General features: G+C 69.3%; 12 protein-coding genes. 7 read left to right on the top strand and 5 right to left on the bottom strand.

Annotated features, from left to right (window positions below):
- Positions 1 to 52 precede the first annotated feature (52 nt).
- Positions 53 to 811 carry a class I SAM-dependent methyltransferase gene (locus ACQPYK_RS24795; protein ID WP_433235138.1) on the top strand — a complete coding sequence of 253 codons (759 nt, stop codon included), beginning with the start codon at positions 53 to 55 and terminating at the stop codon, positions 809 to 811.
- Between the two features lie 499 nt (positions 812 to 1,310).
- Here ACQPYK_RS24795 and ACQPYK_RS24790 read toward each other — a convergent pair whose 3' ends face one another.
- Positions 1,311 to 2,255 (bottom strand): trypsin-like serine peptidase, encoded by a 945-nt coding sequence (locus tag ACQPYK_RS24790; protein WP_433235135.1) that lies wholly within the window; start codon positions 2,253 to 2,255, stop codon positions 1,311 to 1,313.
- Positions 2,256 to 2,302: 47 nt separating this feature from the next.
- Here ACQPYK_RS24790 and ACQPYK_RS24785 point away from each other — a divergent pair, with 47 nt between their 5' ends.
- The gene (locus ACQPYK_RS24785) at positions 2,303 to 2,830 is read left to right on the top strand and encodes a TetR/AcrR family transcriptional regulator (protein ID WP_433258906.1); all 528 of its coding nucleotides are present in this window, start codon (positions 2,303 to 2,305) and stop codon (positions 2,828 to 2,830) included.
- Between the two features lie 279 nt (positions 2,831 to 3,109).
- On the opposite strand, the gene ACQPYK_RS24780 is transcribed toward ACQPYK_RS24785, so the two are convergent.
- Complete coding sequence (locus ACQPYK_RS24780) at positions 3,110 to 4,252, bottom strand: LacI family DNA-binding transcriptional regulator (RefSeq protein WP_433235132.1); 1,143 nt, start codon at positions 4,250 to 4,252, stop codon at positions 3,110 to 3,112.
- Positions 4,253 to 4,474: 222 nt separating this feature from the next.
- Here ACQPYK_RS24780 and ACQPYK_RS24775 point away from each other — a divergent pair, with 222 nt between their 5' ends.
- The 4 genes from ACQPYK_RS24775 (at position 4,475) to ACQPYK_RS24760 (ending at position 10,049) form a co-directional block, all read left to right on the top strand.
- The gene (locus tag ACQPYK_RS24775; RefSeq protein ID WP_433235129.1) at positions 4,475 to 5,392 is read left to right on the top strand and encodes a carbohydrate ABC transporter permease; all 918 of its coding nucleotides are present in this window, start codon (positions 4,475 to 4,477) and stop codon (positions 5,390 to 5,392) included.
- A 32-nt stretch (positions 5,393 to 5,424) separates the two neighbouring features.
- The gene (locus ACQPYK_RS24770; RefSeq protein ID WP_433235126.1) at positions 5,425 to 6,336 is read left to right on the top strand and encodes a carbohydrate ABC transporter permease; all 912 of its coding nucleotides are present in this window, start codon (positions 5,425 to 5,427) and stop codon (positions 6,334 to 6,336) included.
- Positions 6,337 to 6,407: 71 nt separating this feature from the next.
- Positions 6,408 to 7,769: an ABC transporter substrate-binding protein gene (locus tag ACQPYK_RS24765; RefSeq protein ID WP_433235123.1), complete on the top strand. Its 1,362-nt coding sequence runs from the start codon at positions 6,408 to 6,410 to the stop codon at positions 7,767 to 7,769.
- A gap of 237 nt (positions 7,770 to 8,006) precedes the next feature.
- Positions 8,007 to 10,049 carry a beta-galactosidase gene (locus ACQPYK_RS24760; RefSeq protein ID WP_433235120.1) on the top strand — a complete coding sequence of 681 codons (2,043 nt, stop codon included), beginning with the start codon at positions 8,007 to 8,009 and terminating at the stop codon, positions 10,047 to 10,049.
- A gap of 390 nt (positions 10,050 to 10,439) precedes the next feature.
- On the opposite strand, the gene ACQPYK_RS24755 is transcribed toward ACQPYK_RS24760, so the two are convergent.
- The gene (locus ACQPYK_RS24755) at positions 10,440 to 15,905 is read right to left on the bottom strand and encodes a carboxyl transferase domain-containing protein (RefSeq protein WP_433235117.1); all 5,466 of its coding nucleotides are present in this window, start codon (positions 15,903 to 15,905) and stop codon (positions 10,440 to 10,442) included.
- A gap of 283 nt (positions 15,906 to 16,188) precedes the next feature.
- A complete protein-coding gene (locus tag ACQPYK_RS24750) occupies positions 16,189 to 16,776 on the bottom strand; it encodes a TetR/AcrR family transcriptional regulator (RefSeq protein ID WP_433235114.1) in 588 nt (195 codons plus the stop codon).
- 75 nt (positions 16,777 to 16,851) lie between these two features.
- Here ACQPYK_RS24750 and ACQPYK_RS24745 point away from each other — a divergent pair, with 75 nt between their 5' ends.
- Positions 16,852 to 19,965 (top strand): bifunctional cytochrome P450/NADPH--P450 reductase, encoded by a 3,114-nt coding sequence (locus ACQPYK_RS24745; RefSeq protein WP_433235111.1) that lies wholly within the window; start codon positions 16,852 to 16,854, stop codon positions 19,963 to 19,965.
- On the opposite strand, the gene ACQPYK_RS24740 is transcribed toward ACQPYK_RS24745, so the two are convergent.
- Positions 19,941 to 21,470, bottom strand: a complete 1,530-nt coding sequence (locus ACQPYK_RS24740) for a PLP-dependent aminotransferase family protein (protein WP_433235108.1) — start codon at positions 21,468 to 21,470, stop codon at positions 19,941 to 19,943. The two genes, ACQPYK_RS24745 and ACQPYK_RS24740, sit on opposite strands and share 25 nt — an antisense overlap.
- Between the last annotated feature and the right edge of the window lie 51 nt (positions 21,471 to 21,521).

The raw sequence follows: 21,521 nt of genomic DNA, 5'->3' as shown, positions 1-21,521 counted from the left end.
ATCGCAGGAGCAACCAGAGTCTCCGCGGAATGAGCCCCATAAGGCCAGGCAGATGGCGGAGTCGTTCGGGGCCCACGCCGAACGCTACGACCGGGCCCGGCCCGACTATCCCGACGCCCTGGTGCAGCAGATCATCGCCGCCAGCCCCGGCCCCGACATCGTCGACGTCGGTTGCGGCACCGGCATAGAAGCCCGTCAGTTCCTGGCGGCCGGGTGCAACGTGCTGGGTGTCGAGCCGGACGTCCGGATGGCCGAGTTCGCCCGTCGTACCGGGGTCGAGGTCGAGGTGGTGACGTTCGAGGACTGGGACGCCGCCGGTCGTACCTTCGACGCGGTCGTCGCCGGGCAGTCCTGGCATTGGGTGGACCCCGTCGCGGGTGCGGCCAAGGCGGCACAGGTGCTGCGTCCCGGCGGCCTGCTGGCGGTGTTCGCGCACGTGTACGACCCGCCGCCCTTCGTCGCGGAGGCGTTCGCCACCGTCTTCCGGAAGGTGGCGCCCGACTCGCCGCTCAGCGCCGGACCGCCGAGGCCGGCCCAGGACATCTACCAGGCGATGTTCGCGACGTTCACCGACGGCATCCGGAAGGCGACCGGGTTCGGCGAGCCGGAACAGTGGCGATTCGACTGGGAGCAGTACTACAGCCGCGACGATTGGCTCGACCTGCTGCCCACCACCGGTGCGCTCACCCAACTCCCACCGGACGAGCTGGCCGAGGTGCTGGAGGGCGTCGGGGCCGCCATCGACGCGATCGGAGGCGGCTTCACCATGGCCTACACCACGATGGCGATCACCGCGTCACTGAACACCTGAGTCGTCCACCACTTCGAGGGCGTGTGGGCCGGGCGCGGCCACGGCCCACGCGCCCTCGGGCGCGGCCGGTGAAGTAGGTGATCATGTGGGCGCTCTTCGCGCAGCTCGCGGGTGCTATCGCTGCTGTAAAGCAGCAGATCAGGTTCACCACCGATCGCGCCCAGGCCATCGCTGGGTTCCTCGAAAGAAGTCCGGGAGGCGGTGTCGGATTAAGGCGGAGGTGTTCGTAGTAGGGGTGAGAGGCCGCCCACGAGGGGTACCCCAAAAAAGCACAGGAGATGATCCGAGATGCAGTACTTGGTTTCCGTGATCTTTGACAAGGCTGACTTGGCCACCCCGGAGGAGCAGGCCGCGATCGACGTGTTCAACGACCGGCTTGTGGCCGAGGGCTACTGGGTCTTCGCCGGTGGCCTCGGGGCGCCCAGCTCGGCCACCGATCAACGCGATGCCGTCTTCGGACCGGGCGTAGCCGCTCCGCGCGGCCGTGAGGAACGGGAGACTATGCGCGCGGGGTGGCGGCGGCAGCGGTCTGGTAGACCGCTCGTTCTTGGTCGGCGAAGTGGGTACCGGCCATATAGGGCCGGGCGGGGTTCCAGATCTGGTCGAAGCCGAAGCCACCGGAGCTGTGAGAAACGAAGTGGGACATGACGCCGATGAGGGCGCCTGTGCCGGTGGCCGGGTCGAAGGCGTCGAACCAGGGTCCGCCGCTGGAGCCCTGGGCCTGGGCCATGGGCATGATGTCGTCGAAGTTGCCGCCGGTGTCGGAGGTGGTGGCGCCGCGGGAGGCGAACAGGGTCCGGCCGTCGTAGGTGCGCACCTGGCCGGCGGGGACGCCGTTGGCTCCGGGCTTGCCGGGCAGCGGCAGGTTGTCGCTGTCGTACTGCGGGGCGTACCACTGCGCCGACCCGGAGGATACGACCCGGTTGAAGGTGGGGTAGCCGAACGCGGTCACGAACTGGCCGCGTGGGCGCTCGAACGCGATTGCCGGCCCGCCGGTGACATCCTGGATCGGGGCGGTGGCATCGGGGTTGTCGACCAGGAACGCGGCCATGTCGTTGCCGCTGAAGTTGTTCTTGTTCCATGACCAGGTGTTCGTGAGCCACACCCGGGTGACGCCCCACACGCCGTAGGGGGCGATGTCCGGGCCGGGCGGCGGCGTGTTCTGGACGTAGTCGTTGACGGCTCGTGCATCGGTGAGGTCGGCGGGGATGCGGGTCAGGCGTGTGCCGTCGAAGCCGGGGATGAACACGGCGTTGACCGCGACTTGGTTCGGCCCGCCCAAGTTGCTGGCCAGTTGCTCCCGAAAGCAGTGCCCGGCGGTGACCACGACGCTGCGGTTGGCGCTTTGCACCACCGTGGCGGTGCAGGCTGCCAGATGGTCGAACTGGCCGGTGGCGGCGCTGTTGACCCGCAGCAGCAGTTTCCCGGCGGTCCTGGTGATCAAGCCCTGCCCTTTCCAAGGCGCGGCCCGCAGGCCCCGGACGTGAAGCACTGCTGCGCGCGGGACTCCACGTCGCCCAGGAACGCGGGTTGACCGGGATGTCGGTCAACGCCGTGGTCGAGGCGGCCGGAATGTCCAAAGGGAACTTCTACCAGCACTTCGCCGACCGCAGAGATTTCCTCCGCGCGTTGCACCGCCTCTATCATGACCAGGCCGAACAGCGACTGATCGCCGCAGTGGGCCACCTGCCCCCCGGACGGCAGCGGCTGATCCAGGGCATCACCTTCCACCTCGACATGTGCCTGGAGACCCGTGCCACCCGGGCCATGCTGGTGCAGGCCCGCACCGACGCCGACCTGTTCGACGAAATGCGCGCCCGCAACGACCACATCGCCGCCCTGGTCGTTCAGGACCTTGCCGCCCTCGGCTGGGACCCACCCGAACCGGTCGCCCGGATGATGGTCACCATGGTCGGCGACGTCAGCCTCGAAGAGCTCTTCGACTGCCGCCGCCGTGACGACCTGCGCGACGCCTTCTTCCGGCTCCTGCTACGAGAACCCACCCGTTCGGCCCCGTGACCGTCACCATCCATCCGGCTGAGGCGTGAGCCACGACCCGGAGGACTCCGCCCTGCCGTCCGCGACAACCTCGACCAACCGCAGGAGTTCCCCGTGGCCTTCGACGGCGAGGGGGCACCGAACGCCGGGCCGTCGACGTCGGCTACAAGGGCAACCGGCCCGACGAGACACCCGGACCCGTCGAACCTCTCGGCCGACGTCGAATGCGGCTGGACATGTGCGGAATCGGCTGGATCGAACTCGACGACGAAGAGGCCGACGACGTGACAGGCGCCTTCGTCACCTGCTCCTTTGAGCTCGGCCGCTCGGCGGTGCCGTGCTGGCGCGGACCACCAGGCGCGTGGGGACGAGGTCGGTGCCGGGACGAGAGGCGCCGCCTTCGCGGATTTGCCGGAGGGTGCCTTGGACGCAGCGGCGGCCGACCTCGTCGAAATCTTGATGGACGGTCGTCAGCGGTGGGATGAAGCAGGCGGCGTCGGGGATGTCGTCGAAACCGACGACACTGATGTCGGCCGGAACCGCTCGCCCCCGCTCGGAGAAGGCCCGGAGCAGACCAAGGGCCATCTGGTCGTTGGAGGCGAACACCGCGGTGCAGTCGGGTTCGTCGGCGAGGGCCAGTCCGGCGGCGTAGCCCGACTCGGCGGACCAGTCGCCGTGCAGCGGCGGAGGGACCGGTCGTCCGGCTTCCTCCAAGGCGCGGCGCCAGGCCTGGGCGCGATGTTGGCTGGCGAAGGACGTCTGCGGACCGGTGACATGCCAGACCGTCTGGTGGCCGAGATCGAGGAGGTGGCGGACGGCGAGGCGGGCGCCTTCGGCCTGATCGGTGTCGACGACGCTGTAGCGGTCTCCGGCGTCGGAGTCCACGACGACGACGTGGACTCCGGGGGGCAGTGTCACCGTGCCGGTGTCGAGGAGGTGGATCTCCATGATGACGATGACGGCATCGACGGCCAGCTCGCCCATCCGGGTGAAGGCGCCCAGCACGTTGTCCTGGGTGGGGACGTCGATGGGTATCAGGGTGATCGCATACCCTTCGGCCGCGGCGTAGGTGGAGATCGCCTCCACGGTGCGGCTGTTGCCGGTCGAGGCCAGGTTGAAGAGGATCACGCCGATCGTGTTGAACTGCCCGTACCGCAGCGCGCGGGCGGCGCTGTTGGGCCGGTAGCCCAGCTCCCGCATAGCCGCGAGCACCTGCTCGCGGGTCGCGCCGATCACGCCGGGATGCCCGTTGGCGACCCTGGAGACCGTCTGGGAGGAGACGCCCGCGAGCCTGGCCACATCCGCCATGGACACCCGCTGTTTACGGCGTCCGCCTGGAATGCCCGAGCCACCCCGCTGTGCACCGCCAACCGGCAGCGGGGCCTGCCGGGCCGGGTCGTCCAGGTCCATCGCCGTGTCGCTCCTGCCTGCTTCGTTCCCCATTCGCCGCATGTCCTCCGTAGGGATCCGCCGGACGACCAAGGAGAGGGACCCTTGACCTCCGGTGTGACGGGTGCCACCATACCGCAACAGAAGTTTACGTAAACATTTCTTCCATGTTTCGGGGTAGCCTCCGTCTGACGCCTGAGCAGGGCGCTCGTCCGGTCGTAATGTTTACGTAAACAAACAGCTGGTCGCTGACATGCGGCTGAGAGGAGCGAGCCGGTGGTCTCGGAAGGTCATATACGTGCGCAGGGCCTGCGGAGGCCATCGGCCTCCAGACGCCGGTCATGGATCGGCTGGCAGTTCGTCGGGCCGTTCATGGCGGTGTTCGCGCTCATCTTCCTGGCTCCGATCGCCTACTCGATCTACCTGAGCCTGTTTCGGACCCGGCTGATCGGCGGTACGGCCTTCGTCGGCGCCGACAACTACGCCAAGGTCCTGCAGGATCCCCAGTTCTGGTCGTCGTTCGGCCGGGTGGCGCTCTTCCTCGCCGTTCAGGTGCCGGTCATGTTGTTCCTCGCGCTGCTGGTCGCGCTCGTGATCGACAGCGGACGACTGTACGGGACGGCGTTCTTCCGGATCTCGGTCTTCCTGCCCTACGCGGTGCCCGCGGTCGTCGCGACCCTGATGTGGGGCTTCATGTACGGCACCCGGTTCGGCCTCATCGGGAACATCAACGAGACGTTCGGCCTCTCGCTGCCCGACCCGCTGTCCCCCGATCTGATCCTCGCCTCCATCGGCAACATCGTCACCTGGGAGTTCGTGGGATACAACATGCTGATCCTCTACTCCGCGCTACGGGTGGTGAACCCCTCGCTGTACGAGGCCGCCGAGATCGACGGGGCCGGCCAGTTGCGGATCATCTGGGCGATCAAGATTCCCGCGCTGCGCGGAGCGCTGGTGATCGCGACGATCTTCTCGATCATCGGCAGTTTCCAGTTGTTCAATGAGCCCAGCATCCTCAAGACACTGGCGCCGAACTCGGTGACCACCTACTTCACACCGAACCTCTACGCCTACTCGCTGTCCTTCTCGGGACAGCAGTTCAACTACTCCGCGACCGTCGCCATCGTCATGGGCGTCATCACGATGATCATCGCCTATCTGGTCCAGCTTCGCGGCATGCGGAAGGCGGTCTGACCATGGCCACGACGACACACACGGCCGATCGAATGCCTGGCCCGAAACACGAGCGCGCCTCCCGGGGCGGCCCCTTGGTGATCAAGCAACGCCGGCCGGCGCGCACCCGGCGCAGCGCGACGCTGACCTCCTTGACCGCGCTCATGCTGGTGTACACGCTGCTTCCCCTGGTGTGGCTGGCGATCAATGCCACCAAGACCCAGGAAGGGCTGATGGACTCCTTCGGCCTGTGGTTCGCCGACGACTTCGCTCTGCTCGACAACATCAGGTCGACCTTCACCTACAACGAGGGAATCTTCACCCGCTGGCTGCTGAACACCCTGATGTATGTGGTCATCGGCGCGGGCGGCGCGACCATGCTGGCGACGCTCGGCGGTTACGGGCTGGCGAAGTTCGACTTCCCCGGCAAGAAGGCGGTTTTCGCCGTCGTGATCGGCGCGGTGGCGGTGCCCGGCACCGCGCTGGCCGTCCCCACCTTCCTGATGTTCTCCAACCTGGGCCTGACCAATACCCCGTGGGCGATCATCATCCCCTCGCTGGTCTCCCCGTTCGGCCTCTATCTGATGTGGACCTTCGCCGCCGACGCCGTCCCCAAGGAGATCCTGGAGTCGGCGCGCGTGGACGGCGCGGGCGAGTTCCGGACGTTCTTCGGGATCAGCCTGCCGCTGCTGGCGCCCGGCATTGTCACGGTCCTGCTGTTCAACGTGGTCGTCACCTGGAACAACTACTTCCTGCCGCTGATCATGCTGAAGGACCCCGATTGGTATCCGCTCACCATCGGACTCAACACCTGGAACCAGCAGGCCGGCACCGCGGGCGGCGAGGCCGTGTTCAACCTCGTGATCACCGGATCACTGCTCACCATCGTCCCGCTGATCGCTGCGTTCTTGCTGCTCCAGCGGTACTGGCAGTCGGGCCTGGCCGCCGGAAGCGTCAAGGAATGACCGGCGCCCGGCCCGACGCGTCGTCTCCCTCTCCAAGGAACCCGTCCAAGGACCTCAGAAAGGCAACACCCATGACGATAACCCGTCGTCACGCCCTCGTACTGGGCGCGGCCCTGACCGTATCGCTCACCGCCGCCGCATGCGGCTCCTCCGGCAGCGACGGCTCCTCCGGTACCGGCGACCCCGGCGCCGCCAAGCCGGCGGCCGTCTCCGACGCCGACCTCCAAAAAGCCCTGAACACCGGCGGCACCCTCACCGTCTGGGCCTGGGAGCCGACCCTCAAGCAGGTCGTCGCCGACTTCCAGGCCAAGTACCCGAAGGTCGAGATCAAACTCGTCAACGCCGGTACCGGCAACGACCAGTACACCGCCCTGCAGAACGCCGTCAAGGCCGGGTCCGGGGTCCCGGACGTCGCCCAGGTGGAGTACTACGCTCTGCCGCAGTTCGCCCTCGCCAAGTCGATCACCGACCTGAACGCCTTCGGCGCCGACAAGCTGAAGACGACCTTCACACCCGGCCCGTGGAACTCCGTCCACGCCGGCGACGGCATCTACGGGCTGCCCATGGACTCCGGTCCGATGGCCCTGTTCTACAACAAGGAGGTCTTCGACAAGTACGACCTCAAGGTCCCGGCCACCTGGGAGGACTACCTCGCCGCCGCCGAGAAGCTCCACAAGGCCAACCCGAAGGCCTACATCACCAGCGACACCGGCGACGCGGGCTTCACCACCAGCATGATCTGGCAGGCGGGCGGCAAGCCCTACACCGTCAAGGGCACCGACGTCGGCATCAACTTCGACGACCCGGGCACGCAGAAGTTCACCGCGACCTGGCAGAAGCTCATCGACGGCAAGCTGCTGTCGCCTGTCGCCGGCTGGAGCGACGCCTGGTACAAGGGTTTGGGCGACGGCACCATCGCGACCCTGCCCATCGGCGCGTGGATGCCCGCCAACCTCGAATCCGGGGTCAAGGCAGCAGCAGGCAAGTGGCGGGTCGCCCCCATGCCGCAGTGGGAGGCGGGCGGCAAGGCCAACTCCGAGAACGGCGGCAGCTCCCTGGTGGTCCCCGAGGGCGGCACCAACAAGAACCTCGCCTACGCCTTCATCAAGTACGCCAACGTCGATGAAGGAGCTCAGATTCGGATCGACAACGGCGCCTTCCCCGCCACCACCGCCCACCTGCAGGATCCGGCGTTCCAGAACAAGGAGTTCCCCTACTTCGGCGGGCAGAAGGTCAACCAGGTACTCGCCGAGTCGGCCGGCCAGGTCGTCAGCGGCTGGTCCTACCTGCCCTTCCAGGTCTACGCCAACAGCATCTTCAACGACACCGTCGGCAAGGCCTACACCTCCTCCACCCTGCAGGAAGGCCTGAAGGCATGGCAGGAGGCCTCCATCAAGTACGGCCAGGAGCAGGGCTTCACCGTCCAGCAGTAGAGGCCCGGCATGCGCTGCCGCCGTCCGCGGCTCGCGGCGGCGGCAGGATGTCGCGGTCGCCGGTTCTCCCCTGTGACGGCAAATCGGCTCGCGCCTGCAGGCATCGGCGGCGTTTGGTTCCGGCATCGTGAGACCGGACCTCGAGAGAAACTTCTGACACGTTCTTTCGAAGATCATCGCATGCCGGCCTCTCGGCGTGTTCACGTAACCATCGCTAAGTTGAGAGCAGGAATCGTTGTGGAAGCTGATCACGGTCACCGGTGGCTGCGCTGGCCGTCGGACCCCGCACGAGCGCGGCTGGCGTTCGGCGCCGACTACAACCCCGAACAATGGCCTCGCGAGGTCTGGGACGAGGACATGCGCGCGATGCGGGCGGCCGGAGTGAACATCGTCTCTTTGGCGATCTTCTCGTGGGCGCGAATCCAGCCCAGTGAGGATATCTGGGAGTTCGGCTGGCTCGACGAGGCGATGGACCTGCTGCATGCCCACGGCATCGCGGTCGATCTGGCCACCGCGACGGCCTCGCCACCGCCGTGGCTGACGGCCGAGCATCCGGAGATCCTCCCCGTCGACCAACACGGCCACACGGTGTGGCCCGGTGCGCGGCAGCATTGGCGGCCCACCTCGCCGGTGTTCCGCGAGCACGCGCTACGCCTGGTTCGAACTCTGGCCGAGCGCTACGCCCGCCACCCCGCCCTCACCGCCTGGCACGTCTCCAACGAGCTCGGCTGCCACAACATCTACGACTTCTCCGACGACGCCGCGGCCGCCTTTCGCGAATGGCTGCGATCCCGGTACGGCACGCTGGAGGAGCTGAACCGCGCCTGGGCGACCACGTTCTGGTCACAGCACTACAGCGACTGGGCCCAGATCCTGCCGCCGCGCCTGGCGGCCTCCCACCCCAACCCGACCCAGCAACTGGACTTCAAGCGTTTCTCCTCCGACGCCCTCAAAGACTATCTGCGGGCCGAGCGAGACATCCTGCGCGAGCTGACGCCCGACGTCCCCATCACCACCAACTTCATGGTCATGGGCGAGACCAAAGGCATGAACTACGCCGACTGGGCCGGCGAGGTCGACTTCGTCTCCAACGACCACTACCTCCTGACCGGCCCCCAGGCCCAGGACGAGCTGTCGTTCTCGGCGAACCTCACCGGTTCCCTGGCCGGAGGCCGGCCGTGGTACCTGATGGAGCACTCCACCAGCGCCGTCAACTGGCAACCGATCAATCTGGCCAAGAGGCCCGGCGGCATGGTTCGCGACTCCCTCACCCACGTCGCCTACGGTGCGGACGCGGTCTGCTTCTTCCAGTGGCGGCAGTCCACCGGCGGGGCCGAGAAGTACCACTCGGCGATGGTCCCGCACGCGGGCGAAGACAGCGAGGTGTTCCGGTCGGTGGCCGACCTGGGCGCCACCCTGGCCACCCTGTCGCCGATTGCGGGCACTCGGCGGCTCCGCGCCGCCGCCGCGATCGTGTTCGACTGGGAGTCATGGTGGGCCAGCGAACTCGACTCCCACCCCACCTCCCGCCTGCGCTACCGGCAAGAAGCCCTCGACTGGTACTCGGCTTTCCTGGCCTCGGGAATTCGCGTCGACGTCATCGGCCAGGCCGATGACTTCACCGGCTACGACCTGCTCGTGGCGCCGATCCTGCATGTCGTGCCCGATGCACTCACCCGGCGGCTGGAGGACTACGTCGTCTCGGGAGGTCACCTCGTCACCACCTACTTCTCGGGAATCGTCGACGAGAACGACCACGTGCGGCTCGGCGGCTACCCGGGAGCCCTGCGCGACCTGCTCGGCATCCGCATCCAGGAGTTCGGTCCCCTGCTGGACGGCGACACCGTCGACCTGGACCTCGACGTCACCGGCACCCTGTGGACCGATCGGATCGACCTCACCGACCCCGCGACCGACGTCTTGGCCATCTACAAGACCGGAGACCACGCGGGCCGCCCGGCCATCACGCTGCGCCGTACGGAAACGGGATCGGCGTCCTACGTCTCCACCCGGCTCGGCCCCGATGGCCTGGCCGTCGTCCTTCCCCACCTGCTGGACGTCAGTGGCGTCCGCTCCGAGCTGCCCCCTGAGAGCCGGGGCCTGGTCGACCTGGCCATCCGCACCGACGGGACGAATGACTACGTGTTCCTGATCAACCGCACCGATCGGCACGTCGACCTCTCCGCACTGGCGGGAGACCCCCTGACCGGTCCTTCCCTGGCCTCGGACGCGACATTGGCCCCCCAGCAGGTCCGCATTCTCCGGCGCTCCCGCGCCTAGAGGCCACGACCGACTCTGCACAAGGTCGTCAGCACTCCACTCAGGCCGGCGTCACCGGGGGCGAAGTAGCGGTGAGTGATCGGCTCCGTCATCCGATGGAGAGCCTGGACCGCAACGTGGCCGTTCACCGGCCCCGCGGGAAGAGCGGCGTCCCAGACGACCGTGGAGCGCCGGCGGGTTCGTCGGCGGGATAGGGACCCGCGCCGTGTCGGTCGATCACGGCGCGGGTCGCTTTGACGACGTCGAGGTCGCGGATCTACAGCCGTCCGCCAGACGCCCGCACCGTGCGGGCGCGTTCCGCGCCGCACGCCGCGCGACTGGCGGACGAGCAGACTTGCTTGAAATGCCACCGCGAGGCCCTCAACGTAAACGCCGGGCTGGGCTCAGGGCTCAACGCTGGCCGGACTCGATGGCCTCGATGATCCGTGGGCGCAGTTCCGCGGCGCGGATGACGGCGTCGACGGAGCCGACCTTGACCGCGCGCTGGATGTTGTGCACGCGGTCGAACTCCGTGGCCACCTCGCCGAGCTTCTCCGCACGGACCGACGAGCGGAGCTCGTCGAGCTCTGCGGTCAACGCGGCGCGGTCGGCGCCGGAGGCGGCCGCGACGCGGGCCTCCAGGTCCCGCACACGCGGGTCGGCCGCGGTGCGGGCGTTGACATCGCCGGAGAACACCACCGCGGCGGCGGGGGCGCCGCCGAGCACCGAGGCGAACGAGCCTTCCAGCGCGAGCACGGTCATGTTCGGGTTCAGCGCCTTCGAGAACACTACGAACGCGCCGCCGTGATACCGCGAGATCACGCAGAACACAATGGGCCCACGGAAGTTCACGATCGCGCGGCCGATCTCGGCGCCGTACTCCAGCTGCAGCTTCCGCATCGACTCCGGCGAGCCGTCGAAGCCCGACAGGTTCGCCAGCACCACCAGCGGCCGGTTGCCGCTGGCCGCGTTGATCGCTCGCGCGGCCTTCTTCGACGACCGTGGGAACAGCGTGCCCGCGGTGTAGGTGTCCGGTCCGTCGGTGGGCGGGAAGCCGCGCCGCGGCACCGCCCGTGACTCGATGCCGAGCAGGCACACCGGCATGCCGCCGAGATGCACGTCCTGCACCACTGCGGTCTCCGCATCGGCCATGCCCGCCCAGCGTTCCAGCACCGGGTGGTCCTGGTCGGAGAGCGCCCGCATCACGGTCCGGATGTCGAATGGCTTCTTGCGGTCCGGGTTGGCCTCGGCGGAGAAGATCTCGCCCACGGTGGTGAAGTCGCTGCCCGCCATGGCGTGCGGGAAGTTGGAGATGTCGCGGTCGACGGGGTCGGTCGTCTTCGCACGCCGCGGCGCCTCCTCGCCGGGTGCGACGTACGTGTGGTCGTAGTACGACATCAGCACGTCCCGCGCGGCGGCCAGATTCGGCGCCCAGTACTGCGCCTGCCCGTTCGGGCCCATCACCCGGTCATAGCCGCCGATACCGAAGTTGTCCTCGGCCGACACGCCACCGGAGAAGTCGAGCGACTGCTTGCCGGTGAGCACCATCGCCGAGTCCGGCGTCATCACCAGGATGCCCTTGGTGTGCATGAGCATCGTCGCCTCGGCGTTCCAGTACGGCTGCGCGCCGACGTTGATGCCCGCGACCACGATGTTGATCTCGCCGCCGTCCTGGGTGAACTCGACGATCCGCTTGAGCGCCGCGGCCACCCAGTCCATGTTCTCCGTGCCCGACTCCATGGAGATCCGGGCGCCGGCGGACAGCGCGTACCACTCCAGCGGTACCCGCATCCGCTCGGCCAGGTCCAGCGCGGCGATCACGCGGCGGCACTCCGGCTCCGACAGCGCGCCGAGCGACTTCGTCGGGTCGCCGAGCAGTACGACCCTGATGACGCCCTGCGGATGCCGCGGGGTCCGCGTGGTGACCACGCCCGCGACGATCGCCGCGGTGTTGCGCCCCTTCGGCCGGTCGACCGGTACCAGCGCGTGGTCGTCGTCGAGGTCGTGCTCGACGAAGTCGCCGAGCAGACCGGTCAGCTCGTACGGGTACACCGTGTTGCGGCTGCTCGCGCGCAGCACCTTCTGCCGGTAGTCGTCGAGCGGCTCGACCGGCTCCTCCGACGGCTCGCCGACGGACAGCTCGGTGCCGCCGGTGGCGTCGAAGGAGATGCGCACGGCGATCTTGGCCAGCTCGCCGGTCTTCCGGTCGCGCTGCCGCGCGATGAACAGGATCTCCTCCAGCCCGGCGCCCGCGGTCGTCGGCAGCACACGCCCGGCGATCATCTCCAGCTCAGCGCGGGTGAGATCGCTCGGCGGCCAGACGTAGACCACGATCCGGTTGGTGGTGAAGCGTTTGTTCGACGGCCGCCGCGACTGCGCGCGGCGGATCGAGTCGAGGCAGGAGGCGATGGTGTCCTCGGCCGTCGGCAGCGCGACCAGCCTGCCGTCGTGCTCGCGCAGCTCGGTCAGGTCGCGCACCTGTGCGAACGCGACGAGGCGGTCGTCCGACGGGTTCTCCCGCGCCACGCACTGAAAGAGGTAGACCTCCTCGTCCGACGACGGCAGCCGGGTGAGATCGAACTTGCTCAGCCGCTCCAGCTGCATCCGCTGCGCGATGTAGGGGTGCAGACCGCGGATCAGCCGCTCCTCGGCCATCCCGGTGGTCGACGGGCGGAACGTGAAGTGGTGGTGCATCACCGCGCCGCCGCTGCCCGCGACGGTGACGGTGAGTCTGCGGACCTGTTTCGGCAGCGGGTGCGCGCTGACGACCTCGTGCAGCGCGACCGCCATCGCGTCGGAGCCCTCCGGCTGCTTCTCCCAGGCGAGATAGATGTCGGCGTCGATGGCGTCCTCGCCGCCGGCCGGCCCCGCGAGCCCGCGCAGCGCGCTGCCCAGCGCTTCGAAGCTCACCGCGCAGGAGACCACACACGAGCCCGCCCGCTCGGCGACCACGAACGTGCAGCCCACGACCTCGCTGATGCGGACGCCGGTGAGACCCTTGTTGCCGTAGTACCGCCGGGTCAGCACTTCCAGCATGATCGCGTTGTCCAGGTCACCGCGGACAAGCCGCTGGCCGAGCAGCCGTACCAGCGGCTCGGTGCTGCGCACCATCTCGGCGATGCGCTCGGCACGGTCCGGCGCGTCCGGGTGGGCGTCCAGATGGCGCAGATGCCTGCGGACGTCGGCGTAGACACGGGCGCGGTTGCGCCGCAGCAGCGGCTGGCCGAACCAGGCGAACACCACGCCGCGCGCGAGGTCGGAGATCACGGGGAAGCGGACCTGCGTCGCGGCCACCAGCCGCTCCAGTGCAAGACCGGCGGGCTCGCGCAGCGCCTCGTCCGGCGGCGGCTCTCGCAGCCACGCGCGCAGCAATGCCGTGACGACCGCGGCGTCGGCGGACGCTCGTTGCTGGGCGAGGAAGATCCGGAACACCGCGGCTTCGAGCTCCGGGGAACGCTCCAGCTCGGTGACCCCGTAGTGCCCGAGCGCCTTGGCGAGCTTGGCCTGGAACGCCTCCGGCAGCCCGGCCCGCTCGACGTCGAGGCTCTGCAGGTAGGTGTGGAAGTACTCGCGAGCGCTGTACACGTGGCCGTCACCGCCGTCGTCCTCACCCGCCGGCCGGTTGCGGCTCAGCTCGGCGAGGTCGGCGAACACGTCGACGAGTTGGAGTTCCTCGGCCAGCGGCCGGTGGCCGTCCTCGGTGACCGCCAGGCGCGCGGCGAGGTAGTCATCGAGCACCCGGCGTTCGTCGTGCGGGTCGACGTCGAAGCCCAGCAGCAGGCTGCGCAGGTCCTCCTGGCCGCGTGTGGCGCGCTCCCGCATCGGGATCTCTCCGGGTACGGCGGGCAGGTCCAGCTCGACGAACTCGGCGGCCGAGATGTCCTTGGCTTCGGCGTCGTCGTCAGCGAGCGGCTCCAGCCGCATCAGCGGTGCACCGGTCTCCACCTGGCTGCCCACGGACACGACGCATTCCTTCAGCCGCGCCCTGAACGGCGCCCGCAGCACCGTCTCCATCTTCATGCTCTCCAGCACCAGCACCGGCGCGCCCGCCTCGACCTCGGCGCCGACCTCCAGCGGCGTGGCGACGACCAGCGCGGGCGCGGGCGAGCGGACGACGCCGCCCTCGTCGCGGCTGACCCGGTGCGTCACGCCGTCCACCTCGACCAAGTGGATCGGCCCGTGCGTGTCGGCGAGCAGGCGGTATCGGGTGCCGTTGACGACGATCTGCCCGGTGTGCCGGTCGAAGCGGTCGAGCTCGACGTCGGCGGTGCGGACATCGTCGCCCGCTTCGACGCCGATGCGGAACCGATGCGCGCCGACCCGCGCGACGCGCACGCGGTAGCCGACGCCGCGCAGCTTGAGGTCCAGCGGTCGGCCGCTCTCGTGCTGCACCTGCGGGCGTCCGCCGAACGCCGTCGACAGCAGCCGCTGCCGCTCGACGCGTTCCTCCTCCTCGTACGCCTCGATGGCGGCGGCCGCCAGCGCGACGGCGGAGTGCCGGTGCGAGACGAGCCTGCCCTCGCCGCGGACGCGGTCGATCCAGCCGGTGTCCGCGCTGGCGTCGATCACCTCGGGCTGGTCGAGGAGGTCGAGCACGAAGCTCTTGTTCGTCGCGCCGCCCTCGATGATCACCGTGGTCTGCGCCATCGCCCGGCGCAGCCTGCCGAGCGCCTCGTCCCGGTCGCGGCCGTAGGCGATGATCTTCGCGATCATCGAGTCGAAGTCGGCGGGGATGGTGTCGCCCTCACTGACGCCGGTGTCCACGCGGATGCCCGGCCCGGCGGGCAGGTCCAGCCGCGCGATGCGGCCCGGAGAGGGCGCGAAGTCGCGGTCGGGGTCTTCGGCGTTCAACCGAGCCTCGATGGCGTGCCCGCGCTCCACCGGCGGCTCGCCTTCGAGCCTGCCGCCGGATGCCACCCGCAGCTGCGCCTTGACCAGGTCGAACCCGGTGGTGACCTCGGTGATCGGGTGCTCGACCTGCAAGCGGGTGTTGACCTCAAGGAACGCGAACAGCTTGTCGCCGGGGTGGTAGAGGAACTCGACGGTCGCCGCGCCGCGGTAACCGACCGCGACGGCCAGCCGTTCGGCCGACTCCTTGAGCTCGGCCGTCTGCACAGGGCTGAGCACCGGCGACGCCGACTCCTCGATGACCTTCTGGTTGCGCCGCTGCACCGAGCAGTCGCGGACGCCGAGCGCCCACGCGGTTCCCTCACCGTCAGCGATCACCTGGACCTCGACGTGCCGGGCACCGGTGACCAGGCGCTCCAGGAACACGATGCCGCTGCCGAACGCCCGCGCGGCCTCCTGGCTGGTGCGCTCGTAGGCGTCGGCGAGCTCGGCCGCGTTCGTGATCACGCGGATGCCGCGTCCGCCGCCGCCCGCGGTCGCCTTCAGCATCAGCGGGTAGCCGATCTCGGCCGCCGCCGCCAGGGCGGCGTCCAGGGTCTCGACCGCACCGCGGCTCCACGGCGCGACCGGCACGCCGACCTCCTCGGCGATCAGCTTCGAGCCGATCTTGTCGCCGAGCTTGCGCATGGCCTCCGCGCTCGGTCCGACGAAGGTGACTCCGACCTTCTCGCACAGCTCCGCGAACGCCGGGTCCTCCGCGACGAAGCCCCAGCCGACCCACGCGGCGTCGGCCCCGGTCTCCACCAGCGCGCGCTCCAGCGCCTTCAGGTCGAGGTACGGGCGCGCGGACGCGGGACCGAGATCGTAGGACATGTCCGCTTCGCGGACGAAAGCGGCCGTGCGGTCGACGTCGGTGTGCAGGGCGACGGTCTCGATCCGTGTCCCGGTCTCCGCGGCGATGTCCCGTACGGCGTGGATGAGCCGCATAGCGGCCTCACCACGGTTGACGATGGCGACACGACTGAACACCCGACCAAGCCCTCCTGTAGATCAATGATGCGCGCCGCGACACGGCGGCCTCCGACAATGCCACCCTTCCGTCTATCGGCCGGCAACGGCATGTCGCAGACAACGCACGCTACGCGGCTCCAGTTGTAGAAACCGACCAAAAGCCGTCGGCCGCCCGCGTCTGACCAGGCATGTGCGAACGCTGTAGCGGCGCGCTTTCCCACACCTCGACTGTGACACGAAGCAGGCTCGACGCGGACACCGGTACACGCCGGGGCCGCTGAGGGCGCGGCCGAGCAGTGAGTCAGCGCGCGGCCCGGCCCCGATGTCTCCCCGGCCCCGACTCCAGACCGGCCACGATCAGATCGATGGCGGTCTCGAAGGTCCGGTCGGCGTCCGCCGTACCTCCGAGTTCGGCGAGCAGTCCGCTGGTCTCGGCGGAGAGCAACCCGGAGACGAAGGTGTACAGCACCTTACGGGTGGCGTCCAGTTTCTCGGCGGGGATCGCGGCGGAGAGGAGGATCCGGTCGAACACCGCCCACAGGACGCCTTCGCCGGTCAGGTTCGGATTGCTGTTGACGTAGGACCAGAGCGACGGGTGTGACCGCGCGATGGAGCGGTAGGCGTGGGCCAGCGCGCGCAGCTGCTCCTGCCACGGGGCGCCGTCGTCGGGGGGCAGCCGCAGCCGGGAGGCGACGAGACCGCAGATCCCGTGCACCAGCGTTTTCTTGTTCTCCACGTGGTGGTAGAGCGACATCGGGTTGACGTCGAGCTCGGCCGCCAGCTTGCGCATGGACAACCCGTCCACGCCGCCGGCGTCGACCAGGCGCAACGCGGTCGCGTAGATCTCCTCGGATGTCAGGGGCTGTCCCCTGCGCGCACTCACTGCCATACACCGTATGGTAGCGTCCGTCATACGGTGTATGGCCGGTGATACAGGGAGATTGCCGGTAAAGGAGGAGTTTCCATGTCGGTGACCCGTTCCATCCCCTCTCCTCAGGGGCTGCCCCTGCTCGGCAACACACTGCAGATACCGGCCGACGCGCCCGCCGCGTTCCTGGACAAGCTCGCGGCGGAGCACGACGGGGGTCTCTACCAGCTCGACCTGCTCGGCCGCAGGGTCCTGTTCGTGTACGACCCCGACCTCGTCGCCGAGGTCTGCGACGAGACACGCTTCTACAAGGGCATCGACCCGCCGCTGTCCATCGTCCGCGACTTCGCCGGCGACGGGCTGTTCACCGCCCGCCACGACGAGCCGGTCTGGGGGCAGGCGCACCGCATCCTGATGCCGGCCTTCGGCCAGCGGTCGATGAAGGCGTACTTCCCGCAGATGCTGGAGGTGGTGCAGGCGCTCGCCGCCAAATGGGCGGTCTCGGACGAGGTCAACGTGCCCGACGACATGACCAGGCTCACCCTCGACGTGATCTCCCTCACCGGGTTCGACTACCGGTTCAACTCCTTCGACTCCCCCGAGCTGCACCCGTTCCTGCAGGCGATGGGTCGCTCCCTGACCGAGGCGATGCACCGCAACCGGCAGCTCCCCCTGGTCACCAAGCTCAAGAAGAAGCAGGAGGGGGCCTACCGAGCCGACATCCGCATCATGCAGGAGCTGGTGGACGAGGTCATCCGGCAACGTCGGGCCGCGGGCGGGAGCGGCGCCAAGGACCTGCTCGGCCTGATGCTGGAGGCCGCCGATCCGCGAAGTGGCGAACGGCTCTCGGACGAGAACATCCGCAACCAGGTCCTGACCTTCCTCATCGCCGGGCACGAGACCACCAGCGGGCTGCTCTCCTTCGCCCTGTACAACCTGCTGCGCAACCCGCACGCGCTCGCCCAGGCCTACGCCGAGGTGGACAGGCTGCTGCCGGGCGACACCGTCCCCACATATGACACGATCATGAAGCTGGACGTCATCCCGCGAATTTTGGAGGAGACGCTGCGGATCTGGTCCCCGATCCCGGCGTTCGCCGTCAAAGCCTTCGAGGACACCACGATCGGCGGCTACCCCGTGCGCAAGGGGCAGACGGCCGTCGTCCTCCTGCCGTCACTGCACCGGCATCCGAAGGCGTGGGACCGGCCGGAGGAGTTCGACATCGACCGCTGGCTGCCCGCCGACAAGGCAGGCCACCATCCCGCCGCCTACAAGCCGTTCGGCAACGGCGAGCGGGCCTGCATCGGGCGCCAGTTCGCGTTGACCGAGGCGCGGCTGGCCCTTGCCGTGGTCCTGCAGCGGTTCGCCATCTCCGACCCGGACGCCTACCGGATGCAGATCAAGCAGATGCTCACCCTCAAACCCGACGACTTCACGATCCGGGTCAGGGAGCGCCGGCCGTACGAGAGAGGCTCGGCCGAGACGGTCGAGGTCGTCGAGGAGCAGCCGATGGAGGTGGCCGTCACCGGAGTGGGGCTCACCGTCGCCTACGGTTCCAACCTCGGCACCTGCGCCGACGTCGCCGAAAGGCTGGCCGAGCGCGCCGGGCGTTCCGGATTCGCGACCACGCTGACCCCCCTTGACGAGCTCGACCCGCCCCGCGACGGGCTGCTCGTAGTGATCACCTCCACCTACAACGGCAAGGCTCCTGACAACGCCCAGCGGTTCGACGCCCTGGAGAGCCTTCCTCCGATGGACGGGGTACGGCTGGCGCTGCTCGGCTGTGGCAACACCCAGTGGCCGACCTACCAGGACTTCCCCCGGCGCGCCTTCGACAAGCTCACCCGGGCGGGAGCCGTACCGCTCATCGACCGCGGCGAGGCCGACGCCGACGGCGACTTCGACGGAGACGTCTCGGCGTGGACCGCCGCACTCTGGGCAGCGCTGGCGGCCGAGTACGGCACGGCCACCGCCGCCGGCGGACCCCGCTATGAGATGGACGTCCTCACCGAGGCCGACGTGCGCCCCGCGGTCGTCTCCCCGCAGGCGGTCGCGCTGACCGTGCTGTCGAACGAGGAGCTGACCGGCGATCCGGCCGGACTGTGGGACTTCTCGCTGGAAGCCCCGCGTCCCGGAGTGCGCTCGATCGTGGCCGAGCTGCCTTCGGAGATGACGTACGCGGCCGGTGACCACCTGGCCGTCTTCGCCAAGAACGACCCCGAGCTGGTCGAGTGGGCGCTGCGCTGCCTTCGCCTCCCCCGTGACCAGGTGGTGCGGCTGCGTGCCCGAAGCGCCACCCATCTGCCGGTGGACACCCCGGTGACGGCCGGGTTGCTGTTGACCGAGTTCGCCGAGCTCCAGGAGGTGGCCACCCGCTCCGACCTCTCGATGCTGGCCGAGCAGACGCAGTGCCCGTGGACCCGTGGCAGGCTCGCCGAGCTGGAGGCCGCCTACGCCGACGAGATTCTCGCCAAGCGCGTGTCGGTGCTCACGCTGCTGGAGCGGTTCCCCTCGATCGCCCTCCCCTTGCCGATCTTCCTGGAGATGGCCGGACCGATCCGGCCGCGCTACTACTCGATCTCCTCCTCGCCGCTGGCCGCCCCCGGCCGGGTCCGGATCACCGTCGGCCTGGTGGAGGGGCCCTCATGGTCGGGCAGCGGCGAGTACCGTGGCATGTGCTCGGCCTACCTGGCGGGCCTGGAGCCCGGCGATGTCTTCTACGGATACGTGCGGGTCCCGACCCCTCCGTTCCGGCTCCCCGCCGAGCCGACGACCCCGGTGATCCTCGTCGGCCCGGGCACCGGGTTCGCCCCGCTGCGCGGCTTCCTGGAGGAGCGGGCCCTGACCGGGGCGACCGGTTCCACCGAGGTCTTCTACGGCTGCCGTCATCCTTCGCACGACTGGTTGTACCGCTCGGAGCTGGAGGACTGGCAGGCGGCCGGCGTCGCCCGCGTGCACACCGCCTTCTCCGCCGTCGCAGGCCATCCCTTCCGGTTCGTCCAGGAGGCGATCGCCGCCGAGGCCGACACGCTGTGGGAGCTGCTGGAGCGGGGTGCCCACGTCTACGTCTGCGGCGACGGGCTCCGCATGGCGCCCGCCGTACGGCAGGCCCTCACGACGATCTACCGGGACAGGACCGGCGGCGACGGCGAGGAGTGGCTGCGCGCACTGGAGGCCGAGGGCCGCTACCAGCAGGACGTCTTCGCCTGACCTCGCAGGACCTCGCCGAGGGCGTCGCCGAGGATGGCCACCCCTTCGCCGATGTCGGCCGGCGTGCTCGCGGCGTAGCCCAGGACGAGTCCCGGCCGGTTCGGGCGCTGGCTGTGCCACGACAACGGCTGCACCTTCACGCCCCGCGCGAGCGACGCGGCGGCGAGATCGACGTCGGCGAACTCCGCCTCGAAAGTGACCGTCAGGTGCAGGCCGGCCGCGGCGCCGTGCACGACCGCGCCCGGAAGGCGTGTTCCGATCGCGTCGATCATCGCGTCCCGGCGGCGGCGGTGGCGTCTGCGAAGGAAACGGAGCTGGCGTTCGGTCTCGCCCGACTCCATCAGCCGGGCCAGGACCAGCTGCGGCAGTACGGCGTTGCCGAGGTCGGCGTATCGCTTGGCGGTCACCAGGGCGTCGCGGTATTTCGGCGGCGCGAGAAGCCATCCCACTCTCAGGGCCGGAGCGAGGAGCTTGGACACGCTTCCGGCGTAGCAGACGTGCTCGGCCAGCACCGACCGCAGGGCCGGAACCGGCGGCCGGTCGTAACGGTGCTCGGCGTCGTAGTCGTCCTCGATGATCACCCCTCCTTCACCGGCCCATCGCATCAGCTCCCGGCGCCGCTCACCGCCGAGCACCACCCCGGTCGGAAACTGATGCGCCGGGGTCAGCAGGACGGCCCGGGCGCCCGTGGCGCGCAGCTCGTCGACACGGACGCCTTCGGAGTCGACCGGGACCGGCGGGGTGTCCAGTCGCCAGTGGCGCAGATGCTGACGGGCCCCGAGCGAGCCGGGATCTTCCACCGCCACCGCGCCGATCCCGTCACGACGCAGCACCTGCGCGAGCAGCCCGAGCGCCTGGGCGACGCCGGCGACGATGAGCACCTCATCCGGATTCACCCTGATCCCCCGATTGCGGGCCAGCCAGTTCGCGACGGCGAGACGCAGCGCCGGTGTCCCGCGAGGATCTCCGTACCCGAAGTCGGCCGGGGAGAGGCCGCCGAGCACGGAGCGTTCCGCGCGCAGCCACGCCGTCCGCGGAAACGCGGCCAGGTCGGGCAGGCCGGGCGACAGATCGATCCGGGCCGGAGCGGCCCGTAGCGCGTCGAAGACGTCCGCGCCGGGCGCGGCGAACAGCGCGCCCGGCGGCGCGGCGCCGACGAGGGCGGGCGGGCGCGTCGTCGACGGCGGCGCGGACGCCGGAGCGGACGCCGGAGCGGCGACGACGATCGTCCCGCCCCGCCCGCGCCCGGCGACGTGGCCGTCTTCGATCAGGCGCCGGTAGGCCTCGGTGACGACGCCCCGGGACACACACAGCTCCCCGGCCAGCACCCGCGTGGCCGGCAGCCTGCCGCCCACCGGCAGGCGGCCGTCCGATATCGCGAGCCGAAGCCGCCCGGCCAGCCACTCCGACAGCCCGCCCACCGGTGCGTCGTCGACGTTCAGCTGGAGGAAGTCGGAACCAGATGTTATGGACCGGTCAGATGAGCACTCATTGGACCTGTTCATCAGACCATTGTGGCGGCAGGGTGAACGCATGAACACAACGAGAACCCCTCT

The sequence above is a fragment of the Streptosporangium sp. CA-135522 genome, from assembly GCF_050949235.1.
Taxonomy (GTDB): Bacteria; Actinomycetota; Actinomycetes; order Streptosporangiales; family Streptosporangiaceae; genus Streptosporangium.
Note: the sequence above shows the minus strand (reverse complement) of the source record. Positions and strands in the feature narration are given on the sequence as shown.